This window comes from Brachybacterium phenoliresistens (assembly GCF_039530785.1).
GTDB lineage: Bacteria > Actinomycetota > Actinomycetes > Actinomycetales > Dermabacteraceae > Brachybacterium > Brachybacterium phenoliresistens.
The window spans coordinates 123,080-143,667 of the sequence record NZ_BAAAOW010000009.1 but is presented as its reverse complement, the minus strand read 5'-3'; the positions used below and the strand labels follow the sequence as shown (position 1 = coordinate 143,667).

Annotated in this window: 21 protein-coding genes; 15 read left to right on the top strand and 6 right to left on the bottom strand. The window is 72.9% G+C overall.

Going from position 1 to position 20,588, the window contains the following annotated elements:
* Positions 1 to 11 precede the first annotated feature (11 nt).
* The 8 genes from ABD234_RS16290 (at position 12) to ABD234_RS16255 (ending at position 7,240) form a co-directional block, all read left to right on the top strand.
* Entirely contained in the window at positions 12 to 704 is a 693-nt protein-coding gene (locus tag ABD234_RS16290) for an amino acid ABC transporter permease (protein ID WP_038371766.1), read from the top strand.
* The gene (locus tag ABD234_RS16285) at positions 701 to 1,537 is read left to right on the top strand and encodes an amino acid ABC transporter permease (protein ID WP_344358478.1); all 837 of its coding nucleotides are present in this window, start codon (positions 701 to 703) and stop codon (positions 1,535 to 1,537) included. Before ABD234_RS16290 ends, ABD234_RS16285 begins: the two co-directional genes overlap by 4 nt.
* Positions 1,538 to 1,660: 123 nt before the next feature.
* Entirely contained in the window at positions 1,661 to 2,521 is an 861-nt protein-coding gene (locus ABD234_RS16280; RefSeq protein ID WP_344358476.1) for an ABC transporter ATP-binding protein, read from the top strand.
* Positions 2,518 to 3,219, top strand: a complete 702-nt coding sequence (locus ABD234_RS16275) for an ABC transporter permease (protein WP_344358474.1) — start codon at positions 2,518 to 2,520, stop codon at positions 3,217 to 3,219. Before ABD234_RS16280 ends, ABD234_RS16275 begins: the two co-directional genes overlap by 4 nt.
* The gene (locus ABD234_RS16270) at positions 3,216 to 3,884 is read left to right on the top strand and encodes an ABC transporter permease (RefSeq protein ID WP_344358471.1); all 669 of its coding nucleotides are present in this window, start codon (positions 3,216 to 3,218) and stop codon (positions 3,882 to 3,884) included. The genes ABD234_RS16275 and ABD234_RS16270 overlap by 4 nt, the downstream gene beginning before the upstream one ends.
* 57 nt (positions 3,885 to 3,941) lie before the next feature.
* Entirely contained in the window at positions 3,942 to 4,916 is a 975-nt protein-coding gene (locus ABD234_RS16265) for an ABC transporter substrate-binding protein (RefSeq protein ID WP_344358469.1), read from the top strand.
* A gap of 60 nt (positions 4,917 to 4,976) precedes the next feature.
* Positions 4,977 to 5,885, top strand: coding sequence for a formate dehydrogenase accessory sulfurtransferase FdhD (fdhD, locus tag ABD234_RS16260; RefSeq protein WP_344358466.1), 909 nt, complete (start codon positions 4,977 to 4,979; stop codon positions 5,883 to 5,885).
* Between the two features lie 251 nt (positions 5,886 to 6,136).
* Positions 6,137 to 7,240: a hypothetical protein gene (locus ABD234_RS16255; protein WP_344358464.1), complete on the top strand. Its 1,104-nt coding sequence runs from the start codon at positions 6,137 to 6,139 to the stop codon at positions 7,238 to 7,240.
* Here the strand turns inward: ABD234_RS16255 and ABD234_RS16250 are convergent.
* Entirely contained in the window at positions 7,231 to 7,428 is a 198-nt protein-coding gene (locus tag ABD234_RS16250; RefSeq protein ID WP_344358462.1) for a hypothetical protein, read from the bottom strand. The genes ABD234_RS16255 and ABD234_RS16250 overlap by 10 nt on opposite strands.
* 37 nt (positions 7,429 to 7,465) lie before the next feature.
* Between ABD234_RS16250 and ABD234_RS16245 the strand changes: the two genes are divergently transcribed.
* Complete coding sequence (locus tag ABD234_RS16245) at positions 7,466 to 7,942, top strand: ASCH domain-containing protein (protein WP_038371774.1); 477 nt, start codon at positions 7,466 to 7,468, stop codon at positions 7,940 to 7,942.
* 59 nt (positions 7,943 to 8,001) lie between these two features.
* On the opposite strand, the gene ABD234_RS16240 is transcribed toward ABD234_RS16245, so the two are convergent.
* Entirely contained in the window at positions 8,002 to 8,961 is a 960-nt protein-coding gene (locus ABD234_RS16240) for a sugar-binding transcriptional regulator (protein ID WP_344358458.1), read from the bottom strand.
* A gap of 94 nt (positions 8,962 to 9,055) precedes the next feature.
* On the opposite strand from ABD234_RS16240, the gene ABD234_RS16235 reads away from it, so the two are divergent.
* The 3 genes from ABD234_RS16235 to glpK all read left to right on the top strand — a co-directional run bounded on the left by ABD234_RS16235 (position 9,056) and on the right by glpK (position 13,317).
* The gene (locus ABD234_RS16235; protein WP_344358455.1) at positions 9,056 to 10,807 is read left to right on the top strand and encodes a glycerol-3-phosphate dehydrogenase/oxidase; all 1,752 of its coding nucleotides are present in this window, start codon (positions 9,056 to 9,058) and stop codon (positions 10,805 to 10,807) included.
* Between the two features lie 208 nt (positions 10,808 to 11,015).
* On the top strand, positions 11,016 to 11,738 hold the full coding sequence (locus ABD234_RS16230; RefSeq protein WP_344358497.1) for an MIP/aquaporin family protein: 723 nt from the start codon (positions 11,016 to 11,018) through the stop codon (positions 11,736 to 11,738).
* Positions 11,739 to 11,781: 43 nt separating this feature from the next.
* Positions 11,782 to 13,317 (top strand): glycerol kinase GlpK, encoded by a 1,536-nt coding sequence (glpK, locus tag ABD234_RS16225; RefSeq protein ID WP_344358452.1) that lies wholly within the window; start codon positions 11,782 to 11,784, stop codon positions 13,315 to 13,317.
* Positions 13,318 to 13,426: 109 nt separating this feature from the next.
* Here glpK and ABD234_RS16220 read toward each other — a convergent pair whose 3' ends face one another.
* Positions 13,427 to 14,023 (bottom strand): helix-turn-helix domain-containing protein, encoded by a 597-nt coding sequence (locus ABD234_RS16220; protein ID WP_344358449.1) that lies wholly within the window; start codon positions 14,021 to 14,023, stop codon positions 13,427 to 13,429.
* Positions 14,024 to 14,158: 135 nt separating this feature from the next.
* Here ABD234_RS16220 and ABD234_RS16215 point away from each other — a divergent pair, with 135 nt between their 5' ends.
* Together ABD234_RS16215 and ABD234_RS16210 are read left to right on the top strand one after the other, a co-directional pair.
* A complete protein-coding gene (locus tag ABD234_RS16215; RefSeq protein ID WP_344358446.1) occupies positions 14,159 to 15,712 on the top strand; it encodes an MFS transporter in 1,554 nt (517 codons plus the stop codon).
* Complete coding sequence (locus ABD234_RS16210; protein ID WP_038371779.1) at positions 15,709 to 16,614, top strand: NAD-dependent epimerase/dehydratase family protein; 906 nt, start codon at positions 15,709 to 15,711, stop codon at positions 16,612 to 16,614. Before ABD234_RS16215 ends, ABD234_RS16210 begins: the two co-directional genes overlap by 4 nt.
* 24 nt (positions 16,615 to 16,638) lie before the next feature.
* Here ABD234_RS16210 and ABD234_RS16205 read toward each other — a convergent pair whose 3' ends face one another.
* Entirely contained in the window at positions 16,639 to 17,538 is a 900-nt protein-coding gene (locus tag ABD234_RS16205; protein WP_344358442.1) for a LysR family transcriptional regulator, read from the bottom strand.
* 87 nt (positions 17,539 to 17,625) lie between these two features.
* Between ABD234_RS16205 and ABD234_RS16200 the strand changes: the two genes are divergently transcribed.
* On the top strand, positions 17,626 to 18,351 hold the full coding sequence (locus ABD234_RS16200; protein WP_344358439.1) for an SDR family oxidoreductase: 726 nt from the start codon (positions 17,626 to 17,628) through the stop codon (positions 18,349 to 18,351).
* Here the strand turns inward: ABD234_RS16200 and ABD234_RS16195 are convergent, their stop codons facing one another.
* Together ABD234_RS16195 and ABD234_RS16190 are read right to left on the bottom strand one after the other, a co-directional pair.
* Positions 18,352 to 19,473, bottom strand: a complete 1,122-nt coding sequence (locus ABD234_RS16195) for an NAD(P)/FAD-dependent oxidoreductase (RefSeq protein ID WP_344358436.1) — start codon at positions 19,471 to 19,473, stop codon at positions 18,352 to 18,354.
* Positions 19,470 to 20,546, bottom strand: a complete 1,077-nt coding sequence (locus ABD234_RS16190) for a Gfo/Idh/MocA family oxidoreductase (protein WP_344358434.1) — start codon at positions 20,544 to 20,546, stop codon at positions 19,470 to 19,472. The genes ABD234_RS16195 and ABD234_RS16190 overlap by 4 nt, the downstream gene beginning before the upstream one ends.
* Positions 20,547 to 20,588: the final 42 nt, after the last annotated feature.

The window sequence follows — 20,588 nt, the reverse complement described above, 5'->3', positions numbered from 1 at the left end:
GGAGCGGCGGCATGGAGATCATCCTCGAGAACTGGCCGATGCTGCTGGGCGGCATCGGCACCACGATCGCCCTGACCGTGCTGGGCTACGGCTTCGCGCTGATCCTGGGCACGGCGCTGGCCGTGTGCCGGGTCAGCCCGATCCCGCCGCTGCGCGGCGCGGCGACCGTGTACGTGGAGATCTTCCGCAACATCCCGCTGCTGAGCCTGCTGATCCTCATCGCCTTCGGGCTGCCGGACGCCGGGCTGTTGCTGCCGTACTTCTGGTGCGGGGTGCTGGGGCTGACGCTCTCGAGCGCCGCCTTCGTGTGCGAGAACGTCCGCTCCGGCATCAACACCGTGCCCATCGGCCATGCCGAGGCGGCGCGGTCCATCGGCCTGGGCTTCTTCGGCGTGCTGCGCTACGTGGTGCTCCCGCAGGCCTTCCGCACCATGATCTCGCCGCTGGTCAACGTGTTCATCGGGACGCTGATCGGCTCCTCGCTGTGCGCGGCGATCTCCGTCGCCGAGATCACCTACGTCACCCAGCAGCTGAACATCCGCACCGCCGAGGCGGTGCTGCTGTTCCTCGTCGCCGGCGTCATCTACCTGGCGCTGTCCCTCGCGGCGGCCTCCGGCGGCATCGCCCTGGAGAAGGCCCTCGCCCCCGGCCGCCGGCGCAGGCCCACCACCACCCAGGCGATGATGGGGGCGCAGCAGGCATGAGCGCGAACAGCTCGAGCGCGACCCAGGTCCTCTTCGACGCCCCCGGCCCCAAGGGCCGCCGGCGGATCCTGCTGCTGTCCGTCCTCAGCGTGCTGGGGATCGCCGGCCTGATCGGCGCGGGGCTGTGGCAGTTCGCCGTCAACGGCCAGCTCGACGCCGGGAAGTGGCTGCCCTACCTGCGGCGCGACTACATCGCCTTCCTCGGCGAGGGGCTCTGGGGCACGCTGCGGGCCACCGCCGTCGCGGCCGTGATCGCCTTCCCCTTCGCCCTGGTCCTGGCGCTCGCGCGGCTGGCCCCGCTGCGACCGCTGAGCTGGGCGGCGACGGCGTGGATCGAGTTCTTCCGCGGCATCCCCATGCTGCTGGTGGTGTACGCGTTCCTGCTGGCGCTGCCCGCCTACGGGGTCACCTTCGACCGCTTCTGGATGCTCGTGGTGCCGATGATCCTCGTGTCCTCGGCGACCACGGCGGAGGTCTTCCGCGCCGGCATCCGCGCCGTGGACCGCGGCCAGCACGAGGCGGCCGCCGCCATCGGCCTCATGCCCCGGCAGTCGATGGTCTCGGTGATCCTGCCGCAGGCGGTGCGCCTGGTCCTGCCCAGCCTCGTGCTGGCGCTCGTCTCGCTGCTGAAGGACTCCACCCTCGGCTTCGTGGTCAGCTACAACGAGCTCCAGTTCCAGGGCAAGAACATGGTCTCCATCACCCGCTTCCTGGTGCAGACCTACCTCGTGGTCTCCGGCATCTACATCGTCATCAACCTCCTGCTGACGCGGGTGGCGCTGGTGCTGGACGCGCGCATGCAGAAGAGAGCGGCGGCCGGACCGAAGAGCTGATCGGGGCTGCTGCGGACAGGGTCTGTCCGCGGAGAGGGAACCGGCCGGTCAGCGCCGCGCCATCCGTCCCGGCCGTGGCATAGGCTCCCAGGAGCGCCTTCCCCGAGCGCGAGGAGACCCTCCGTGATCCGATTCGAATCCGTGCAGAAGCGCTACCCCGGCGGCACCGTCGCGGTGGAGGACTTCTCCTGCACGATCCCCTCGCACACCGCGACCGTGCTGGTCGGCTCGAGCGGGTCGGGCAAGACGACGCTGCTGCGCATGATCAACCGCATGGTCGACCCGAGCGCGGGCCGCGTGCTCATCGACGACCAGGACGTCGCCACCACCGACAAGGTCGCCCTGCGCCGCAGCATCGGCTACGTCATGCAGGCCTCCGGGCTGCTGCCGCACCGCACCGTGCAGGACAACGTCGCCACCGTCCCGATGCTCACCGGCACCCCCAAGCGGGAGGCCCGGGCCGCCGCTCTGGACCTGCTGGAGACCGTGGGCCTGGACCGGGGCCTCGCCACGCGCTACCCCTCCCAGCTCTCCGGCGGGCAGCAGCAGCGCGTGGGCGTCGCCCGGGCGCTGGCATCGGACCCGAACATCCTGCTCATGGACGAGCCCTTCGGCGCCGTGGACCCGATCGTGCGCGGGGAGCTGCAGACGGAGCTGCTGCGACTGCAGAGCGAGCTGGGCAAGACGATCGTCTTCGTCACCCACGACATCGACGAGGCCTTCCTCATCGGCGACCAGGTCGTGATCCTCCGCCCCGGCGGCGAGGTCGCCCAGGCCGGCACCGCCGAGGAGATCCTCGCCGCCCCCGCCGACGACTTCGTCGAGCGGTTCATCGGCGCCGACCGCGGCCGCCGCGCCCTGCGCCTCGAGGAGCGGGACGGGACGCGGATCGTCGTGGACGGCACTGGCCGGGCCGCCGGCGTGCTGCAGGCGGCCGAGGGCGACCTCGCCGTGCCGGACGCCCCCGCGAGGGACCGGGCATGAGCTGGGTCCTCGGCAACCTCGACGTCATCGGCGGCCACGCCGGCGCGCACCTGCTGCAGGCCCTCCCGGCGATCGTGCTCGCCTTCGTCCTCGCGCTGCCGGTCGCGAAGCTCGCCGGACGCCTCGGCGTGCTGCGCGGCGGCATCAGCACCGCCGCCGCGCTGATGTACGCCATCCCCTCGCTGCCGCTGTTCATCGTGCTGCCGATCGTGCTGGGCACCTCGATCCGCTCCATGATCAACGTGATCGTCGCCCTCACGCTCTACGGCCTGGCGCTCATGGTCCCCGCCGCGATCGACGCCTTCCGCTCCGTGGACGGCGACGTGCTGCGCGCCGCTACCGCGCAGGGCTACGGCCCCGTCGCCCGCTTCTGGGCGGTCGAGCTGCCGCTGGCCGGACCGGTGCTGCTGGCCGGGCTGCGCGTCGTCGTCGTCTCCACCGTGTCGCTGGTGACCGTCGGCGGGGTGCTCGGCGTGCCCAGCCTGGGCATGCTGTTCGTCGACGGGTTCCAGCGCGGCATCACCGCCGAGATCCTCGCCGGCATCGTGCTCACCGCCGCGATCGCCCTCGCCCTGGACGGCCTGCTGGTCCTCGCGGGGCGGGCGCTGATGCCGTGGGCATCGGCCGGGAAGGCCCCGGCGGAGCCGTCACCCGCCGGCGCCCCGGACCCGGCGGCCGCCGCAGGAGGTGCCGCATGAACCAGCTGCTCGCGGCCCTGGACTGGCTGCTGGACCCGGCCCGCTACTCCGGCCCCGGCGGCATCCCGATGCGCCTGGCCGAGCACCTCGGCTACACCGCCCTCGGCGTCGTCCTCGCCGCCGTGGTCGCGATCCCGCTGGGCCTCCTGGTCGGCCACACCGGGCGGGGGAGGGGCCTGGCCGTCGCCGCGAGCGGCGCCGCCCGCGCCCTGCCCACCCTGGGCCTGGTCACCCTGTTCGCCCTGCTGGTGGGCATCGGCCTGCTGGCCCCCACCCTCGCCTTCGTGATCCTCGCGATCCCCTCGCTGCTCGCGGGCGCCTACTCCGCCTGCGAGGCCGTGGACCCGCGCACCGTCGACGCCGCCCGCGCCCAGGGCATGACCGAGATGCAGGTGCTCACCCGCGTCGAGCTGCCGCTGGGCATGCCGCTGCTGATCACCGGCATCCGCGCCGCGACGCTGCAGGTCATCTCCACGGCGATGCTCGCCGCGTACGTCGGCAACGGCGGGCTGGGCCGGTTCATCTTCCTGGGCCTGAAGACCCAGGACTACCCGCAGATGCTCGCCGGATCCCTGCTCGTGATCGCGCTCGCGCTCGTCCTGGACGGCGCGCTGCTGCTCGTCCAGGCCGTCACCCGACCCCGCGGCGCGGTGCCCGCCGGCTGACGCCGCCCCACCGCCCATCGGCCGCCCCAGACCGCACACCCTCCCGAAGGAGCCCTCATGAACCGCAGGACCGCCCGACCCATCGCCCGCCGCGGCGCCCTCGCCGCGCTCGGCGCCGGAGGCCTGGCCTCCCTCGCCGCCGCCTGCTCGAGCTCCGACCCGCTCGCCGAGGAGACCACGGACGCCTCCGGCGGGGGCGGCGGGGCCTCCGATGCCGGAGGCGGCGCCGCCGGCGCGCTCGTCGTCGGCTCCCAGGCCTACTACTCCAACGAGATCATCGCGGAGCTCTTCGCGCAGGTCCTCGAGGCGGCGGGGCTGAGCATCACCCGCGAGTACCAGATCGGTCAGCGCGAGGTGTACCTGCCCGAGCTCGAGTCCGGGGCCGTGGACCTGCTGCCCGAGTACACCGGCAACCTCCTGCAGTACTACCAGGCGGACGCCCCCTCGGCGAGCCCCCAGGAGATCGCCGAGGCGCTGGCCGGGGTCCTTCCCGACGGCCTGACCGCCCTGCCCTTCGCCGAGGCCACCGACCAGGACTCCTACACCACCACCGCCGACTTCGCCTCCGCGAACTCGCTGACCGCGATCCCCGATCTCGCCGGGGTGCAGGAGGACCTGAAGATCGCCGCGAACAGCGAGTTCGAGGCCCGCCCCTACGGTCCGGCCGGCGTGAAGGAGACCTACGGCGTGGACGTCGCCCTCGTGCCCGTGGAGGACTCGGGCGGCCCGCTGACGGTCAAGGCGCTCACCGACGGCACCGTGCAGCTGGCCGACATCTACACCGCCGACCCCGCCATCCAGAAGAACGGCCTGGTCACCCTCGAGGACCCGGAGTCGCTGATCCTCCCGCAGAACGTCGTGCCGATCGCCTCGTCCAAGGTCGACGACGCCGCCGCGGCCGAGATCGCCAAGGTCACCGGCGCGCTCACCACCGAGGAGCTCATCGCGCTGAACACCCGCAGCATCGACGAGCAGGCCAAGAGCGCCGACATCGCCCGCGAGTGGCTCGCCGAGAAGGGCATCGTCGCCTGAGGGTGAGGCGGACGGGACCGGCGCACCCGACGTCCCTGTCCCCGGGCTAGGCTCGGGGACATGGGCAGGGTGACGCAGGCCAGGAGGATCACGACGGTTCGCATCCGCGACGGGCGGCTGCACCGGGGCCGCAAGGGCGACCATCTCGCCGTCGAGGAGCCGCTGGACATCCGCCTGAACGGGCAGCCGCTGTCGATGACCATGCGCACCCCCGGCCACGACACCGAGCTCGTCCACGGGCTCCTGCACGCCGAGGGCCGCATCACCGCGCGCGAGGACATCGCCGAGGCGCGCTACTGCGACGGCGCCGTGGTGGAGGACGAGTCCGGCTACGCCCGCAACACCTACAACGTCATGGACTTCACCACCCGTCGCCCCCAGCTGCTGCCCGTGCTGGCGCGGGAGTTCGTCACCAGCTCCGCCTGCGGGGTCTGCGGCGCCGCGAGCATCGAGGACGTCCGCCGCAAGGGCCGGTTCGCGCTCGCGCAGGACTGGACGACCACGCCCCGCGCCCTGTTCGCGGCCCAGCGCGCCTTCGACGCCGAGCAGACGATCTTCCGCCGCACCGGCGGCATCCACGGCGCCGCGCTCGTCACCCCGCGCGGCGAGGTCCTCGTCCAGCGCGAGGACGTGGGCCGCCACAACGCGGTCGACAAGGTGATCGGCTGGGCCCTGCTGCAGGACATGCTCCCGCTGTCCGACCTCATGCTGCTGGTCTCCTCCCGCGCCGGCTTCGAGATCGTGCAGAAGGCGTACATGGCCGGGATCCCGCTGCTGGCCTGCGTCTCCGCCGCCAGCTCCCTCGCCGTCGACACCGCCGACGAGGTCGGGATGACCCTCATCGGCTTCCTCCGCGGGGCCGATGGCGGCGGGGCCGATGGCGGCGGGGCCGAGGGGGCCTCCGCCGGCGACGGCCGCATGAACGTCTACACCCACCCCGATCGCCTGGACCTCTCCGACGCGGAGTGAAGATCGGGCGCCCGGCGGCCTCCGTCCGCCCAACGCTTCGAGGATTGTCAGTCCCTATGCCATCTGCGGGCCCTGGATGGCATAGGGACTGACAATCGTGGCGGCGCCCGGCGCCCGGCGCCCGGCGTCCGGCGTCCGGCGCCCGGCGCCCGGCGGCCACCGAGTGCTCTGCGCCTGCGCCGTGAAGCACGTTATCCACAATCCGAGGGCGGGCGGCGCGCGAGGATCTGGATCCGCCTAGCGTCGCCTGCATGCGACGGGATCCGGATCGTTATCGAGGCGCGCTGCTCTCGCGGGCGCAGTGGGAGGCACTGGGCCACCATTGCCGGGACCTCTCGGGCCCGGAGTTCACCGTGGTCTACCGCGGGTTCCATACGCCGACGGACCATCCGGCGAGCGTGAACGCCATGGCGTACGTGCTGCAGCGGCACGTGCTCCCCGGGTGCGTGATCAGCCATACGACGGCCGCGCTCCTTCACGGGGTCCGATTGCCGTGGACGCTCGAGAACGGCGTCGCCTTCCTGCGTCCCGGACCGGGTGACGAGGGAGGGGAACGGTGGAACGCGGTGCCGATCATCCCCTCGGTGCGACCAGGACTCTCCCTGCGCAGCGGCGCCCAGCTCCCCAAGATCCACGCCCGCATCCCACCGTCCGCGGGGAAGGCCGCGCGTCGAGGAGTGATCGTGCACCGCTGGAAACCAGGACCCGTGCAGGAGCTCGGGGAGCTGGTGGTCTCGACGCCGGAGGAGGTGCTCCGGGAGCTCGCCACCATGATGCCGCTGTACGACCTGGTCGCTGCGGTCGACGGCGTGCTCAGCACGACGCAGCCGGTTTCCGGCGTCGGGCGCTCAGACATCGGCTGCCACCTCGAGGCACAGCAGGGCCAGCCCGGCGCTCCGCTGCTGCGCGCTGCGCTCGTGCTCGCTCGTGAGGACGTGCGCTCGCCCGGGGAGTCCCTCATGCGCATGCTGATCCTGGCCGCCGGACTGCCGGAGCCCGATCCGAATCTCCCGGTCGTCGACCCCGTTACCGGAAGGCGGCGGCTGCTGGACCTCGCGTGGAAGGACGTCATGCTCGCCCTCGAATACGACGGCGACGGGCATCGGACCACCAAGGACCAGTGGCGCGACGACGAGGCCCGCCGGGATGAGCTCGCCGCGCTCGGATGGACCCTCGCCCGCGCGAACGGCGAGGACGCGCGGCGCCCCCTGCGCATCCTTCTGCGCCTCGCGCGTGCGCTGCGCGAGCGCGGGGCGGCGGTGCCGAGCGACGATCACATCACGGGCGTGGTGGCCGCTCTGCCATCGCGCGGGCTCACGCTCCAGCTCGCCCGGCGCCAGCCCCGCTATCGCTGATCCTCGAGCCCGCACCCGGCGGCGGTGTCCTGGTCATGCTCCCCCCGAGAGCGGCGCCGTTCGAGGCGTCGGCCGATGGCGATGAGCTGGACGGCGGCCAGCACGATGGCAGCGAGCGCCCCGACCACCAGCACGAGCGTCCCGATCAGCATGACGCCCTCCCAGCCGGAGATCCCCAGGAAGTCCACGTCCTCGTCCCCCTTCGCGGCGCGATAACCTCGTCCGATGAGCTCCGACGACCTGACCTCCTTCTGGGCCGATGCCCGAGCTGTGCACCCGTCGCTTCCGGAGGAGCTGCCGCCGGCATGGGCCTTCGGCGCGACGCCCGAGCACGCGGACGGTCTCCTCGCGCTGGTGCTCGCGGGCACGAAGACGGGGACCGCAGGGGCTCTGTGGGACTACGAGGCCGAAGGGGAGAAGGTTCCCGAGGTGGGCGACCTCTCGATCATCCTCGACGGAGCCGGTGCGCCGCGCGCGGTGCTCGAGGTGACCGAGGTCCGCACCGTCCCCTTCGACCAGGTGAGCGAGGAGCACGCCCACAGCGAGGGGGAGGGCGATCGCAGCCTCGCGGACTGGCGACGCATCCATGAGGCGTTCTGGCGGGACTACGGGACGAGGGGCTTCCGTCCGGACATGCCGATCGTCTGCGAGCGGTTCCGAGTGATCCACGGGCGACCAGCGCAGGATTGTCACTCCTCATGACATCTGGAGCTCTCTGAGGGCATAGGGAGTGACAATCCTCGGGGGCGTGGGCGCCGCGGTCAGCGCAGGGCGAGGAGGCTGGCCGCGGTCACCTCGTCGACGACGACGTCGGTGGCGACGCCGGCGCGCAGGGCGGCGCGCAGCGGCAGCGACTTCGACTTGCCGGCGGCGACCAGCAGGCGGCGCGGGATGCGGGCCAGCTGCGCGGGGTCCGGGCCGGAGCAGCGGCGGTTCATGGCGATGTCGCGGAAGGAGCCGTCGGCCCGCAGGAAGACGGTGCACACGTCGCCGACCGCGGCATCGGCCCGCAGCGAGGCGAGGTCCTCCTCGGTGAGGTAGTTGTTCGTGTAGACGTGGCTGGGGACCTCCGCGTCGAAGGCGCCGACGCCGAAGACGGCCAGGGTGCACTGGCGCTGGGTCTCCAGCACGCGCTGGACGGAGCGCTCGTGCCACATCGCCTCGCGCGTGGTCGCGAAGTCGAAGAAGGCGGGCACGGGGAAGTGGTGGACGGTCGCGTCCCACAGGGAGGCGGCGCGGGCCAGCACCGTGGACACGTAGGTCATGCCGGCGCCCTCGGTGTTGATGGCGCCGTTGAGCTGGACGATCCGCAGGCCCGGGGTGGGTCGCGGGTCCAGATGGGCGACGAGCGCGGCGATGGTCGTGCCCCAGGCCATGCCGACGGTCATGCCCGGCTCGAGCATCTCCTCGAGGACGCCGGCACCGGCGGCGGCGACGGCCTGGAGGCGCTCGCGCTCGCTGTCGGGCGGGCCGACGGCGACCACGTGCGCACGCACCCCGAAGCGGTGGGCGATGGTACGGCGCAGCTCCTCGACGCGCTGGACGCCCGGCGGATGCAGGGAGATCTCCACGAGGCCTTCCGCGCGGGCGTCGCGCAGCATCCGCGAGACGGTGGAGCGGGAGACGGACAGGGCGCCGGCGATCGCCTCCATCGTCTGCCCCTCGGCGTAGTACATCCGTGCAGCGGCGAACGCCGCCTCGAGCCGATTCGCAGGGTCCATCGGACCAGTGTTGCACGTATGTGCATCCCGCTTGCGGTGCGGTGCACGACAGTTCCAGGATGGGCGCAAGAACGCCACAGCAAAGGAGCTCCCCGTGCCTGCGACGCCTGCACTGAAGCGGTCCGAACTCACCCCTGATTCCCGCCGCGAGCACCTCGCGCGCCTGCGGGCGGCCACGGCCGATGCCCCGCTGGACGTGCTGGTCGTCGGCGGCGGGGTGAACGGGGCGGGCGCCGCCTTCGACGCCGCGACCCGCGGTCTGGGCGTCGGCCTCGTGGAGGCCCGGGACTGGGCCTCGGGCACCTCGTCGCGCTCCTCCAAGCTCATGCACGGCGGCCTGCGCTACCTGCAGATGCTCGACTTCAAGCTCGTCGCCGAGGCGCTGCGCGAGCGCGACCTGCTCATCGAGCGCACCGCGCCGCACCTGGTCAAGCCCATCAAGTTCGTCTTCCCCTTCTTCAAGAAGGTCATCGACCGCGGCTTCATCGGCTCCGGCGTGCTGCTGTACGACGCGATGCAGTCCGTGGGCCGCAAGCGCGCCGTCCCCTTCCACCGCCACCTGCTGCACGCGAAGATGCTCGAGGTGTTCCCGGCGCTGGACGGGGACAAGGCCGTCGGCGCCCTGGAGTACTACGACGCGCAGATGGACGACGCCCGCTTCGTGATGATGCTGGTGCGCTCGGCCGCCCAGCACGACGCCGCCGTCGCCAACTACACGACGGTCATCGACTACCTCCACGACGGGCCGCGCGTGATCGGCGCCCGGGTCCGCGACGAGGAGACCGGCGAGGAGTTCGACATCCACGCCCGCGAGACCATCCTCGCCGGCGGCGTGTGGACGCAGGAGCAGCAGGAGCTCGCCGATGCCGATGCCGGCCTCGAGGTCCTCGCCTCCAAGGGCATCCACGTGACCGTCGCCCGCGACCGCATCCCCGCCGTCCCCGACACCGGGATCATCACGCAGACCGAGAAGTCCGTGCTGTTCATCATCCCGTGGGACGAGTACTGGGTGATCGGCACGACCGACACCCCCTGGACGGAGGACGTCGCCCACCCGGCCGCGACCAGCACCGACATCGACTACGTGCTCGAGCACGCCAACGCGATCCTCGCCCAGGACCTCACCCGCGAGGACGTCATCGGCGTGTACACCGGGCTGCGGCCCCTGCTGCAGCCGGTGAAGAAGGCCGGGGGCGGCGCCTCGACCAAGGTCTCGCGCGAGCACACCGTGATGGAGGTCGAGCCGGGCCTGAGCGCGATCGCCGGCGGCAAGTTCACCACCTACCGGGTGATGGCCGAGGACGTCGTCGACTTCGCGATCCGCGAGGACCAGCCCGGCCGGCCCAGCCTCACCCGCACCGTCCCCGTGATCGGCGCGCAGGGCTACGCGGCGCTGGTGCGGGAGAAGGCGGAGATCGCCGCCCGCTACGGCTTCGACGAGATCCGCATGGACCGCCTGCTGTTCCGGTACGGCACCCTGCTGCACGACGTGCTCGCGCTGATCGACGAGGACCCCTCCCTGGGCACCCCGCTCGAGCACGCCCCCCGCTACCTGCGGGCCGAGGCCGTCTACGCGGTGCGCGCCGAGGGCGCCCGGCACCTGGCCGACGTCCTCCAGCGCCGCACCCGGCTGGACTACGAGACCCGCGACCGCGGGGCCGACGCCGCCGACGAGATCGCGGCCCTGGTCGGCCCGCTGCTCGGCTGGGATGCGGCGACGACCGCGCGCGAGGTCGAGACCTACCGCGCCTTCATCGACGCCCGTCTCGCCTCCGAGGCGACCTCGGACGATGCCTCCGCGGCCCGTGCCGCGGCCTCCGCGCCGGAGGTCCCGGCGCGCTCCTGAACCCCGCCCGCGGGCCGATGCCCGCAGGCGCGTCCCACCGGGCGCCGGCATCCGCCGGCACCCACCCCGGGACCGGCACCCGCCGGCTCCTTCCCGGGGATCGGCACCATGCCGGTCCCCTCGCGGGCCGCATCGGCCCCGAAACGGACATACCGTTCCCGCTCCGCACCCGCGGAGCACCACTCGATGAGGAGAATCCATGGGAACCATCGGCACGATCTTCCTGTCGGAGATCGCCGGCACCGCGATGCTGCTCCTGCTGGGCGGCGGCGTCGTCGCCAACGTGATCCTGCGCGGCACCAAGGGCAACGGCGGCGGCTGGCTGCTGATCAACTTCGGCTGGGGCCTCGGCGTGTTCGCCGGCGTCTACGTCGCCTACAAGACCGGCGCGCACCTGAACCCTGCCGTCACCTTCGGCCTGCTGACCAGCGGGGCCACGGAGTACGGCCCGGGCATTCCGATCACGGTCGGCACCACGATCGCCTACCTGGTCGCCGAGCTCATCGGCGCCTTCGTCGGCGCCGTCCTGTGCTGGCTGGCGTACAAGAAGCACTACGACGCGGAGGAGGACCCGGGCACCATCCTCGGCACCTTCTCCACCGGCCCGGAGATCCGCTCCTACGGCTGGAACCTCGTCACCGAGATCATCGGCACCTTCGTCCTCGTGTTCGTGATCATCCAGTTCGGCAACACCCCCAGCGGCCTCGGGCCGCTGGCCGTCGCGCTGCTGGTCCTCGCGATCGGCGCGAGCCTCGGCGGGCCCACGGGCTACGCCATCAACCCTGCCCGTGACCTCGGCCCCCGTATCGCGCACGCGATCCTGCCGATCCCGCACAAGGGCAGCTCGGACTGGGGATACTCGTGGGTGCCGGTCGTCGGCCCCCTGATCGGCGGCGTGCTCGCCGGCGTGGCATCCCAGCTCTACTTCTGAGCCCTCCCCTCATCCCATCGAACCGTCCAACGAAGGAGAACCGATGAACGACGACCAGAAGTACATCCTCGCGATCGACCAGGGCACCACCTCGACCCGCGCGATCGTGTTCGACCACGGCGGCCAGATCGTCGCCTCCGGCCAGCGCGAGCACGAGCAGATCTTCCCGAAGTCCGGCTGGGTCGAGCACGACCCGATGGAGATCTGGGAGAACACCCGGCGCGTGATCGGCGAGGCGCTCACCGCGGCCGAGATCAACCGCCACCAGCTGGCGGCCGTCGGCATCACCAACCAGCGCGAGACCGCCGTGGTGTGGGACAAGAACACCGGCGAGCCCGTGTACAACGCGATCGTCTGGCAGGACACCCGCACCCAGAAGATCTGCGACCGCCTCGCCGGCGACGAGGGCGCGGACAAGTACAAGGAGCGCGTGGGCCTGCCCCTGGCGACCTACTTCTCCGGCCCCAAGGTCGCCTGGATCCTCGAGAACGTCGAGGGCGCCAAGGAGAAGGCGGAGGCCGGGGACCTGCTGTTCGGCAACACCGACGCCTGGCTGGTGTGGAACCTGACCGGCGGCGCGAGCGGCGGCGTGCACGTCACCGACGTCACCAACGCCTCCCGCACGATGCTCATGAACATCGACACCCTGGACTGGAACGCGGACATCGCCGCGGACATGGGCATCCCGCTGTCCATGCTGCCGGAGATCAAGTCCTCCTCCGAGGTCTACGGGCACGGCCGCAAGCAGGGCGTCCTCGTCGATGCTCCGATCGCCGGTATCCTCGGCGACCAGCAGGCGGCGACCTTCGGCCAGGCCTGCTTCGAGATCGGCCAGGCCAAGAACACCTACGGCACGGGCAACTTCATGCTCATCAACACCGGCGAGGAGCTGGTGCGCAGCGAGAACGGCCTGCTGACGACGGTCTGCTACAAGATCGGCGACAACAAGCCGATCTACGCCCTCGAGGGCTCCGTCGCCGTGACCGGCTCGCTCGTGCAGTGGGTGCGCGACAACCTGGGCCTGATCAAGGACGCCCCCGAGATCGAGGACCTCGCCAAGCAGGTCGACGACAACGGCGGCTGCTACGTGGTGCCCGCGTTCTCGGGCCTGTTCGCCCCGTACTGGAAGTCCGATGCGCGCGGCGCGATCGTGGGCCTGACCCGCTACATCACGAAGAACCACATCGCCCGGGCGACGCTGGAGGCCACCGCCTTCCAGTCCGCCGAGCTGCTCGAGGCCATGAACGCCGACTCCGGCGTCGACCTCACCGAGCTCAAGGTCGACGGCGGCATGGTCATGAACGAGACGCTCATGCAGTTCCAGGCGGACATCCTGGGCGTCCCGGTCGTGCGGCCCAAGGTCATCGAGACCACCGCGCTCGGGGCGGCCTACGCCGCCGGCATCGCGGTCGGCTTCTGGAACGGCGAGCAGGACGTCATCGACAACTGGGCCGAGGACAAGCGCTGGGAGCCGAACATGGACGAGGAGACCCGCGCGCGGTCCCTGCGCCTGTGGAAGAAGGCCGTCGAGCGCACCTTCGACTGGGTCGACGAGGACACCGAGGCGGCGACCGCCTGATCGGGCCCGCCTGAGCGGCAGCGCTCCGGTCGGCGCGATCTCGTGAGGCCGGCGAACCAGATCCTGAGGATCCTGGTCCGCCGGCCTCGCGGCATGTCAGGGCCGATGCTCAGCGGTCCCCGGCCGGACGGCCCGCGCCGCGCGGCGAGACCCGGGGGACGGCGGCGTCGCCCCGGGGCCCGAACAGGTGCAGGATCTCGACGGAGCTCCCGTCCGCGGGACCGAACCAGTGCGGCGTCGACGCGGCGAACTCCGCGGTCTCCCCGGGTGCGAGCAGGTGCTCGTCCTCCCCGAGGAGCAGCCGGAGGGTCCCGGCGAGCACGAAGAGCCAGGCGTGTCCCTCGTGGCTCGTCAGGCGCGGCTCGCGCGGTCCCAGCACGTGCTTGAAGACCTGGATCCGGCCGGGATACCGCGTGATCGGCACGACGACTCCGCCGCTCGCGTGGCGGTGCGGCACCAGATGCATGCGGGGGTCCCCGGTCGCGGGCGCGGCGATGATCCGCTCCAATGACCCCCGGTACATCTCCGCCAGGGGGATCAGGAGGTCGAGGGTGGGCTGGCGGTGGCCCGTCTCGAGCCGGGACAGCCCGCTCTGCGAGAGGCCGGTCCGCTCGGCGACGTCCGCCAGGGTCAGGCCGCGTTCGAGGCGCATCGCGCGCAGCCTCGGGCCGATGCCATCGATGATCTCCGCGACAGGGGTCTCCATGCGAACAGTGTGCAGGATCTGCAAGATCGCTCGGCAGCCGCTCCTCGTCCGCGCAGGATGATCCCGGTCCGGCGCTCTGTCGGACCTGGTGAGCCCGTCGACCCGGCGGGCGCGAGATGAGAGGTCGATGCCCGGATGACGGAGAAGACCGGTGCCGCAGGTGGCGGCCTGAGCGCCCGCCGGAGGTGGGCCGTGCTGGGGGTCTGTGCGCTGGCGCTGTTCCTGGTGGGGCTGGACACGACGATCGTGACGGTGGGGCTGCCGGAGATCGGCCGCGGCCTGGGCATCGAGGGACATCGCCTGGCATGGGTCGTGGACGCCTATACGGTCGTCTTCGCGGGACTGCTCATCAGCTCCGGGGCCCTGGCGGACCGCTTCGGTCGCCGTCGCGTGTTCCGGACGGGGCTGATCACCGTCGCGGCGGCATCGCTGGCGTGCGCCGCCGCGCCCGCGCCCGGCATCCTCGTGGCCGCCCGCGCGGTGCAGGGCGCAGGGGCGTCGATGCTCTCGCCGGTCGCCCTGGCCATCGTGGTGAACGCGATGCCCGACCCGCGTGGGCGCGCCTCGGCCATCGGCGTGTGGGGAGCGGTCTTCGGGCTCAGCATGGCGGTCGGACCGGTCGCCGGAGGGGCTCTTCTCGCACTGCTGGACTGGCGCGCCCTGTTCTGGATCAACGTCCCCGTCGTGCTGGTCGCGCTGCTGCTGGTGGCGGCCGTGGTCCCGGAATCGCGAGGACGGCGGGCTCGTCGGCTCGATCCGGTGGGGCAGGTCCTTCTCGTGCTGATCCTGGTCCTCGGGGTGGCACTGCTGATCGAGGGGCGGCGACTGGGCTGGGGCTCGCCGTGGGCGATCCTCGGGTACGGCGCGCTCGTCGCGCTCTCGGCCGCGTTCGTCCTCGGGGAGGCGCGCCGGAGGGAGCCGCTGATCGAGCCCTCCCTGTTCCGGTCGCCGCAGTTCGCGGGGGCTGTGCTGGCAGCCGTGGCCGTGTTCCTCGCCTTCAGCATGACGCTGCTGATGAGCACCGCCCTCCTGCAGGAGACCCAGGGCTGGTCTCCGCTGGACGCCGGGGCGGTCATCCTGCCGATGGCGCTGGGCGCCACCGTCTGCGCCCCGCTCTCCGGTGCCCTCGTCGGGCGGATCGGGCCCCGCCCGCCCCTGCTGATCGCCGGCTCCGCGCTGACCGCTGGAGGTGTCCTGTTCCTGCTCACGACCCGTCCGACGGCGCTTCTCGCCCTGGGCCAGGACCCCTCGGCGCTGCTTCTGCTCTCCTCCCTCCTCGTCGGGATCGGCGTCGGGTTCGCCAACGCCCCGATCACCAGCACGGCCGTCGGCACCCTGTCATCGGACCGTGCGGGCGTCGCCGGCGGCATCGCCTCCACCGCTCGGCAGGTCGGGACCGCGATCGGCATCGCCCTGGCCGGCACCCTGGTCGTCGGGCCCGCCGCCGGCGGTGTCGCGCCGTCCACGGTCGCGGGCTGGATCGTCGTGATCGCCAGCGGAGCCGTGGTCCTCCTGATCGCAGTCGGAGCGGACGGCGGTGCCGCCGTCAGCACCCGTGTCGGGGCCGGCGACGGCGGTCCGGGTGCCGATCCCGGCCGGCCCGGGAGCGCGGGGCAGCCGGCGCGGACCGATGCGGCGGTGGCCGTCGATCCGCGAGCTCCGCGGCCCGGCCAGGAGCTCGCGCGATGAGGGCGCTGGTGCTGGGTGCCCGCGGCGCCGTCGGACAGGTGGTCCGGCGAGAGCTCACCCGGCAGGGCCACACCGTGACCGGGGCGAGCCGGCACGCCGACGCGGACGCCGTCGTCGACCTGCGCGGCGACCTCGCGGCCTTGTCCCGTCTGTCCCGGTCTCACGACGTCGTCGTGAACGCCGCGGGCATCGAACGGGCCGAGCTCGCCGCCGCCGTCGGCGGCACGCCCCTCGTCGAGATCTCGGCCACCGGGGCATACCTGGAGGAGCTGCGCACGGCGGCGTCGGGCGCCGTCGTGCTGGGCGCAGGGCTGGTGCCCGGACTGAGCACCGTCCTCGTCTCGTCGCTCGAGCCGCGTCCCGGCGACGACGTCGACGTCCTCCTCATGCTCGGATCCGGGGAAGCGCACGGACCCGCCGCCGTCGCGTGGACGGCGTCCCTGGTCGGGGCCGACGTCCATCGGCCCCCGGAGGGTCGACCGGTGCGGAACCTGCGCTCCAGCACGCGCGCGGTCGGGCGCGATGGCAGGTCCCGCCACTATCTCCGCGCGGACTTCCCCGATCACGTCCTGCTCCGCGCGCAGCGGGGCATCGATGTGCGATCCTATCTCGCGCTCAGCTCGCCGGCGCTGACCGCGGCCCTCGGCGCGGTCGGCAGGATCCCGCGGCTGCGCGGCCTCCTGAGGGCTGTGCCGCATGCCGGGAGCGACCGGTGGCATGTCCTCGTTCGCAACCGCCGCACCGGAGCGACCCTGCAGGTCGACGGGGTCGGGCAGTCCGAGGCGACCGGCCGGCTCACCGCGCTCGCGGCGCAGCACGCGGCCACGTCCCCTCGGCGCGGCTCGATGACGATGGCCGACCTCATCGACCTCGAGGAGGCCCAGGCCGCGCTCGGCCGATGAGAGCCACGAGATGGAGCAGGTCCGCTATGCGGGGGCGACGGCGGGCGCGATCGAGGCATGCTCCTCGGCGAGGCGCACGGCGGCCCGCACCAGCGCCGCGACCGTACGCGAGCGGCTGTGCGGGGGCCAGGCGAGCACGGTCGTGACCGCGGGGGCGTCGGGCACCGGCACGCAGGCCAGCGAGGGGTCGAGCTGGGTGCGCACCGAGGCGGGGAGGACCACGGCGGCCCGTCCCATGCGGATCAGCTGCATCAGCTGGACGTGATCGGTGAACGTCGGCCCGGGCCCGGGGTCATGGCCGCCGTCGCCGCGGGGGAACCGTGCCAGAGGGAGGTCCTCCAGGGCGGACGCCTCGGCGAGGCTCAGCTCCGGGGCCTCGGCGGCGGGGTGCCGGCGGGGCAGGACGAGCACCTGCGGCTCGACGAGGAACTCCTCGTAGTCCAGCCCCTCCGCGGAGTCGAAGGGCAGGTGCAGCAGGGCGAGGTCCGCGCGGCCGTCGCGCAGCATCTGCTCCTGCTCGCCGATGCCGCACAGCAGCACGTCGACGTCCTCGACGCGGGCGCCGTCGGCCGCCGCGTAGCGGTCCAGGAGATCGGTCAGCAGGTCGACCGATGCTCCCGCCTTCGTGGCCAGGGCGACGGAGGGCCGCTCGGCGAGGGCGCGGGCCGTGCGACGGGTGCGGCGCTCGGCGGCCTCGAGCGCCGTCAGCGCGCTGCCGGCCTCCTCCCGCAGCACACGGCCGGCGGGCGTCAGCGCGACGGACCGGCTGGTGCGCTCGAACAGCTGCGCGTCCAGCTGCGACTCGAGCCGTCGGATCGCGCGGGACAGCGGCGGCTGGGCGATGCCGAGGCGCCCGGCCGCCCGCCCGAAGTGCAGCTCCTCCGCCACGGCGAGGAAGTACGTCAGTTCGCGGGTCTCCAGCATGTCGCCCCCACATCATTGCGTCACGGGTATTGATCGTGCCCGGATCGGTCTTGGACGTGCCGGGTGGAGTCAGCCTAGCCTCATCGTATGAGCGAGAAGAGAACGGCGCTGGTGACCGGCGCGAACAAGGGAATCGGATTCGAGACCGCCCGTGGCCTGGGCGCATTGGGCTGGAAGGTCGGAGTGGGCGCCCGGGATGATCAGCGGCGGCGGGAGGCCGTCGCCCGGCTGCAGGACGAGGGAGTGGATGCCTTCGAGGTGCCGCTCGACGTCACTGATACCGAGAGCGTCATGCACGCCGCGGAGATCGTTGAGCGGCACGGCGGCGGGCTCGACGTGCTCGTGAACAACGCCGGCATCGTCGGGGATCTCGATCAGATGCCGACCTCGGTGGATCTGGACGTCTTCACGGGGGTGCTGGACACCAACGTGCTGGGCGTCGTCCGGGTCACCAATGCGATGCTGCCGATGCTGCGCCGATCCCCGGCACCGCGGATCGTGAACGTCTCCAGCAGCGCCGGGTCCCTCACCCGCCAGCAGGACCCGCAGGAGAACACCGGACCGATCGCCGTCGCCTACTCGCCGTCGAAGACGCTGCTGAACGCGGTGACGGTGCAGTACGCCCGGGAGCTCGAGGGCAGCGGCATCCTCATCAACGCCGTCTGCCCCGGATTCGTCGCGACCGACCTCAACGGGCACCGCGGCACGAAGACCCCGCAGGAGGGGGCGGTCAGCTCGATCCGGGCCGCGACGCTGCCCGATGACGGCCCCACCGGCACGTTCTTCGACGTCGACGGGGTCGTGCCGTGGTGATCAGGCGGCGAAGCGGTCGGGGGTGAACTCGGCCAGCAGCGGGTGGCGGCGGCCGGTGACGACCTCGTGGGCGACGGTCTCCCCGGCGATCAGCGCGAGGGTCGCGCCCGAGTGGGTGAAGGCGACCGAGCAGCCCGGCAGCGCCGAGACGGCGCCCAGCACCGGCTCGCCGTCGGCCGGGATGGGCTTGCGGCCCGCCGCCCAGCCGGCGGCGCGCAGCCGGGTGCCCGGCGCGAACAGGCGCGAGGCCTCCGCGAGGAGCTCCTCGACGACCGCCTCGTCGACGGTGCAGCGGCCGTCCTCGTGCTCGAGGATCCGGTCGACGTACCAGTCGTGGTCCACGCAGAAGGTGCCGCCGGGGTTCGGGCGCACCGCCGCCCGCGGTGTGTTCAGCACGGGCGCGCGCACATCGGCCGGCTCGGTGGTCACCAGCATCGACAGCGGGGAGGCGTCCGGGATCTCCACGCCGGCCCGCGCCATCACGGCCGATGTCCCCGCGCCGCAGGCGACGACCACGGCATCGGCCCGCAGCGCGGAGCCGGCGGCGTCGCGCACGCCGACGGCGCGGCCGTCCTCCACGATCAGGGCGCACTCGCCGAGACCGGTGCGGATCTCCCCGCCGCGCCCGCGCAGCTCGGCGGCGAGATGCTCGACGAGGTGGGGGAGGGACACCCATCCCTCGCCGGGGTTGAGGATGGAGGCGGTCGCGGCGGCCTCGGGATCCAGGTCGGGGACGGTGCGGGCGACGTCCTCGCGGGTCAGCAGCTGCGAGGCGTACCCGCGGGCGGTCTCGACGTCGTGGCGGGCGCGGGTCTCCGCGGCGCCGCCGGGATCATCGGCCGTCCACCACAGCCCGCCCGGGAACCGCAGCCAGTCCCGGGTCGGATCGGCGGCGAAGAGGGTGCGGTAGCGGTCGATGCCGCACAGGCGCAGCGCGTGATAGGCGGCGCTGCGGTCCCCGGCCGAGTTCAGCCAGGACAGCGAACGGCCGGAGGCGCCGTCGCACAGCGCGCCCGAGGTGGCGAGGGTGACCGCGACGCCCGCCCGGGCGAGGTGGGTGGCGACCGAGGTACCCAGGGCGCCGCCGCCGAGGACGACGGCGGTGCGCGGCGCCGCGGTCACGAGAACACCGTGCGCCGGCCGGCGTGCGCCGCCTCGATGATCCGCAGCACCTCCACGGAGTCGGCGGGGTCGACGGGCAGCGGCCCGCCGGTGCGCAGGGCCTGGGCGAGCTCGCGGTAGTAGCGGCCGTAGTCGCCGGTGCCGGCCGGGGTGGGGGTGGTGCCCTCGCCGGTGCTGATCTGCCCGCGCTCGGCCTCGGACTCGACCCCGAAGCCGGGCGCATCGGGCTGGACGCCGGAGCGCAGCGCGGCCTCCTGCGGGTCCTTGCCCTCGGTGCGCCAGGCGCCGCGGTCGCCGCTGACCAGGAAGCGCGGCCCCTCGATCGCGGAGAGGCTGGTCATCGTCAGGTAGGAGGCGGCGCCGGAGGCGTGGGTGAGGATCAGGTGGGCGACGTCGTCGGGGCCGCCGAGCACGCAGCGGACATCGGCCAGCATCTCGGTGACCGGTCCCTGCAGCTGCACGGCCTGGTCGATGAGGTGCGCGCCGAGGTCGAAGAGGATCCCGCCGCCGGCCGCGGCCGAGGTGTGCGCCTTCCAGCCGCGCCCGCCGGCCGGCTTCCAGCCCTCGAAGCGGGACTCCAGGGTGTGCACGGTGCCGAGCGCGCCGTCCTCGAGCAGGCCGCGCAGGGTCAGGAAGTCCGCGTCGTAGCGGCGGTTCTGGTAGACGGAGAGCCGGCGTCCCTGCTCGGCGGCGAGCGCGATGAGCGCCTCGCCCTCGGCGCTGGTGGGGGTGAAGGGCTTGTCGACGACCACGTCGAGGCCGGCCCGCAGGGCGGCGGAGGCGTGCTCGACATGCGCCGCGGGCGGCGAGCAGACGATCACCAGGTCGAGATCGGCGGCGTGGTCGACGACCTCGAGCGGATCGGCGATGATCCGCACGCCCGGGTGGTCCTCGCGGGCCTGGGCGGCGCGCTCTCCGTTCGAGGTCGCGACGACGGCGACCTGGTAGGCGGGATCGTGCCGCAGGAACGCCCCGTGGAAGATGCGCCCGGACAGCCCGTAACCGAGGATCGCGGTGCGGATCGGGGCGGCGTCCCGCGCAGCGGTGGACGGGGCGGAGGGGGCGGACGTCATGGGGCTCTCCTGGGGGTCGGGGCGGCATCCCGGGATGCCGGC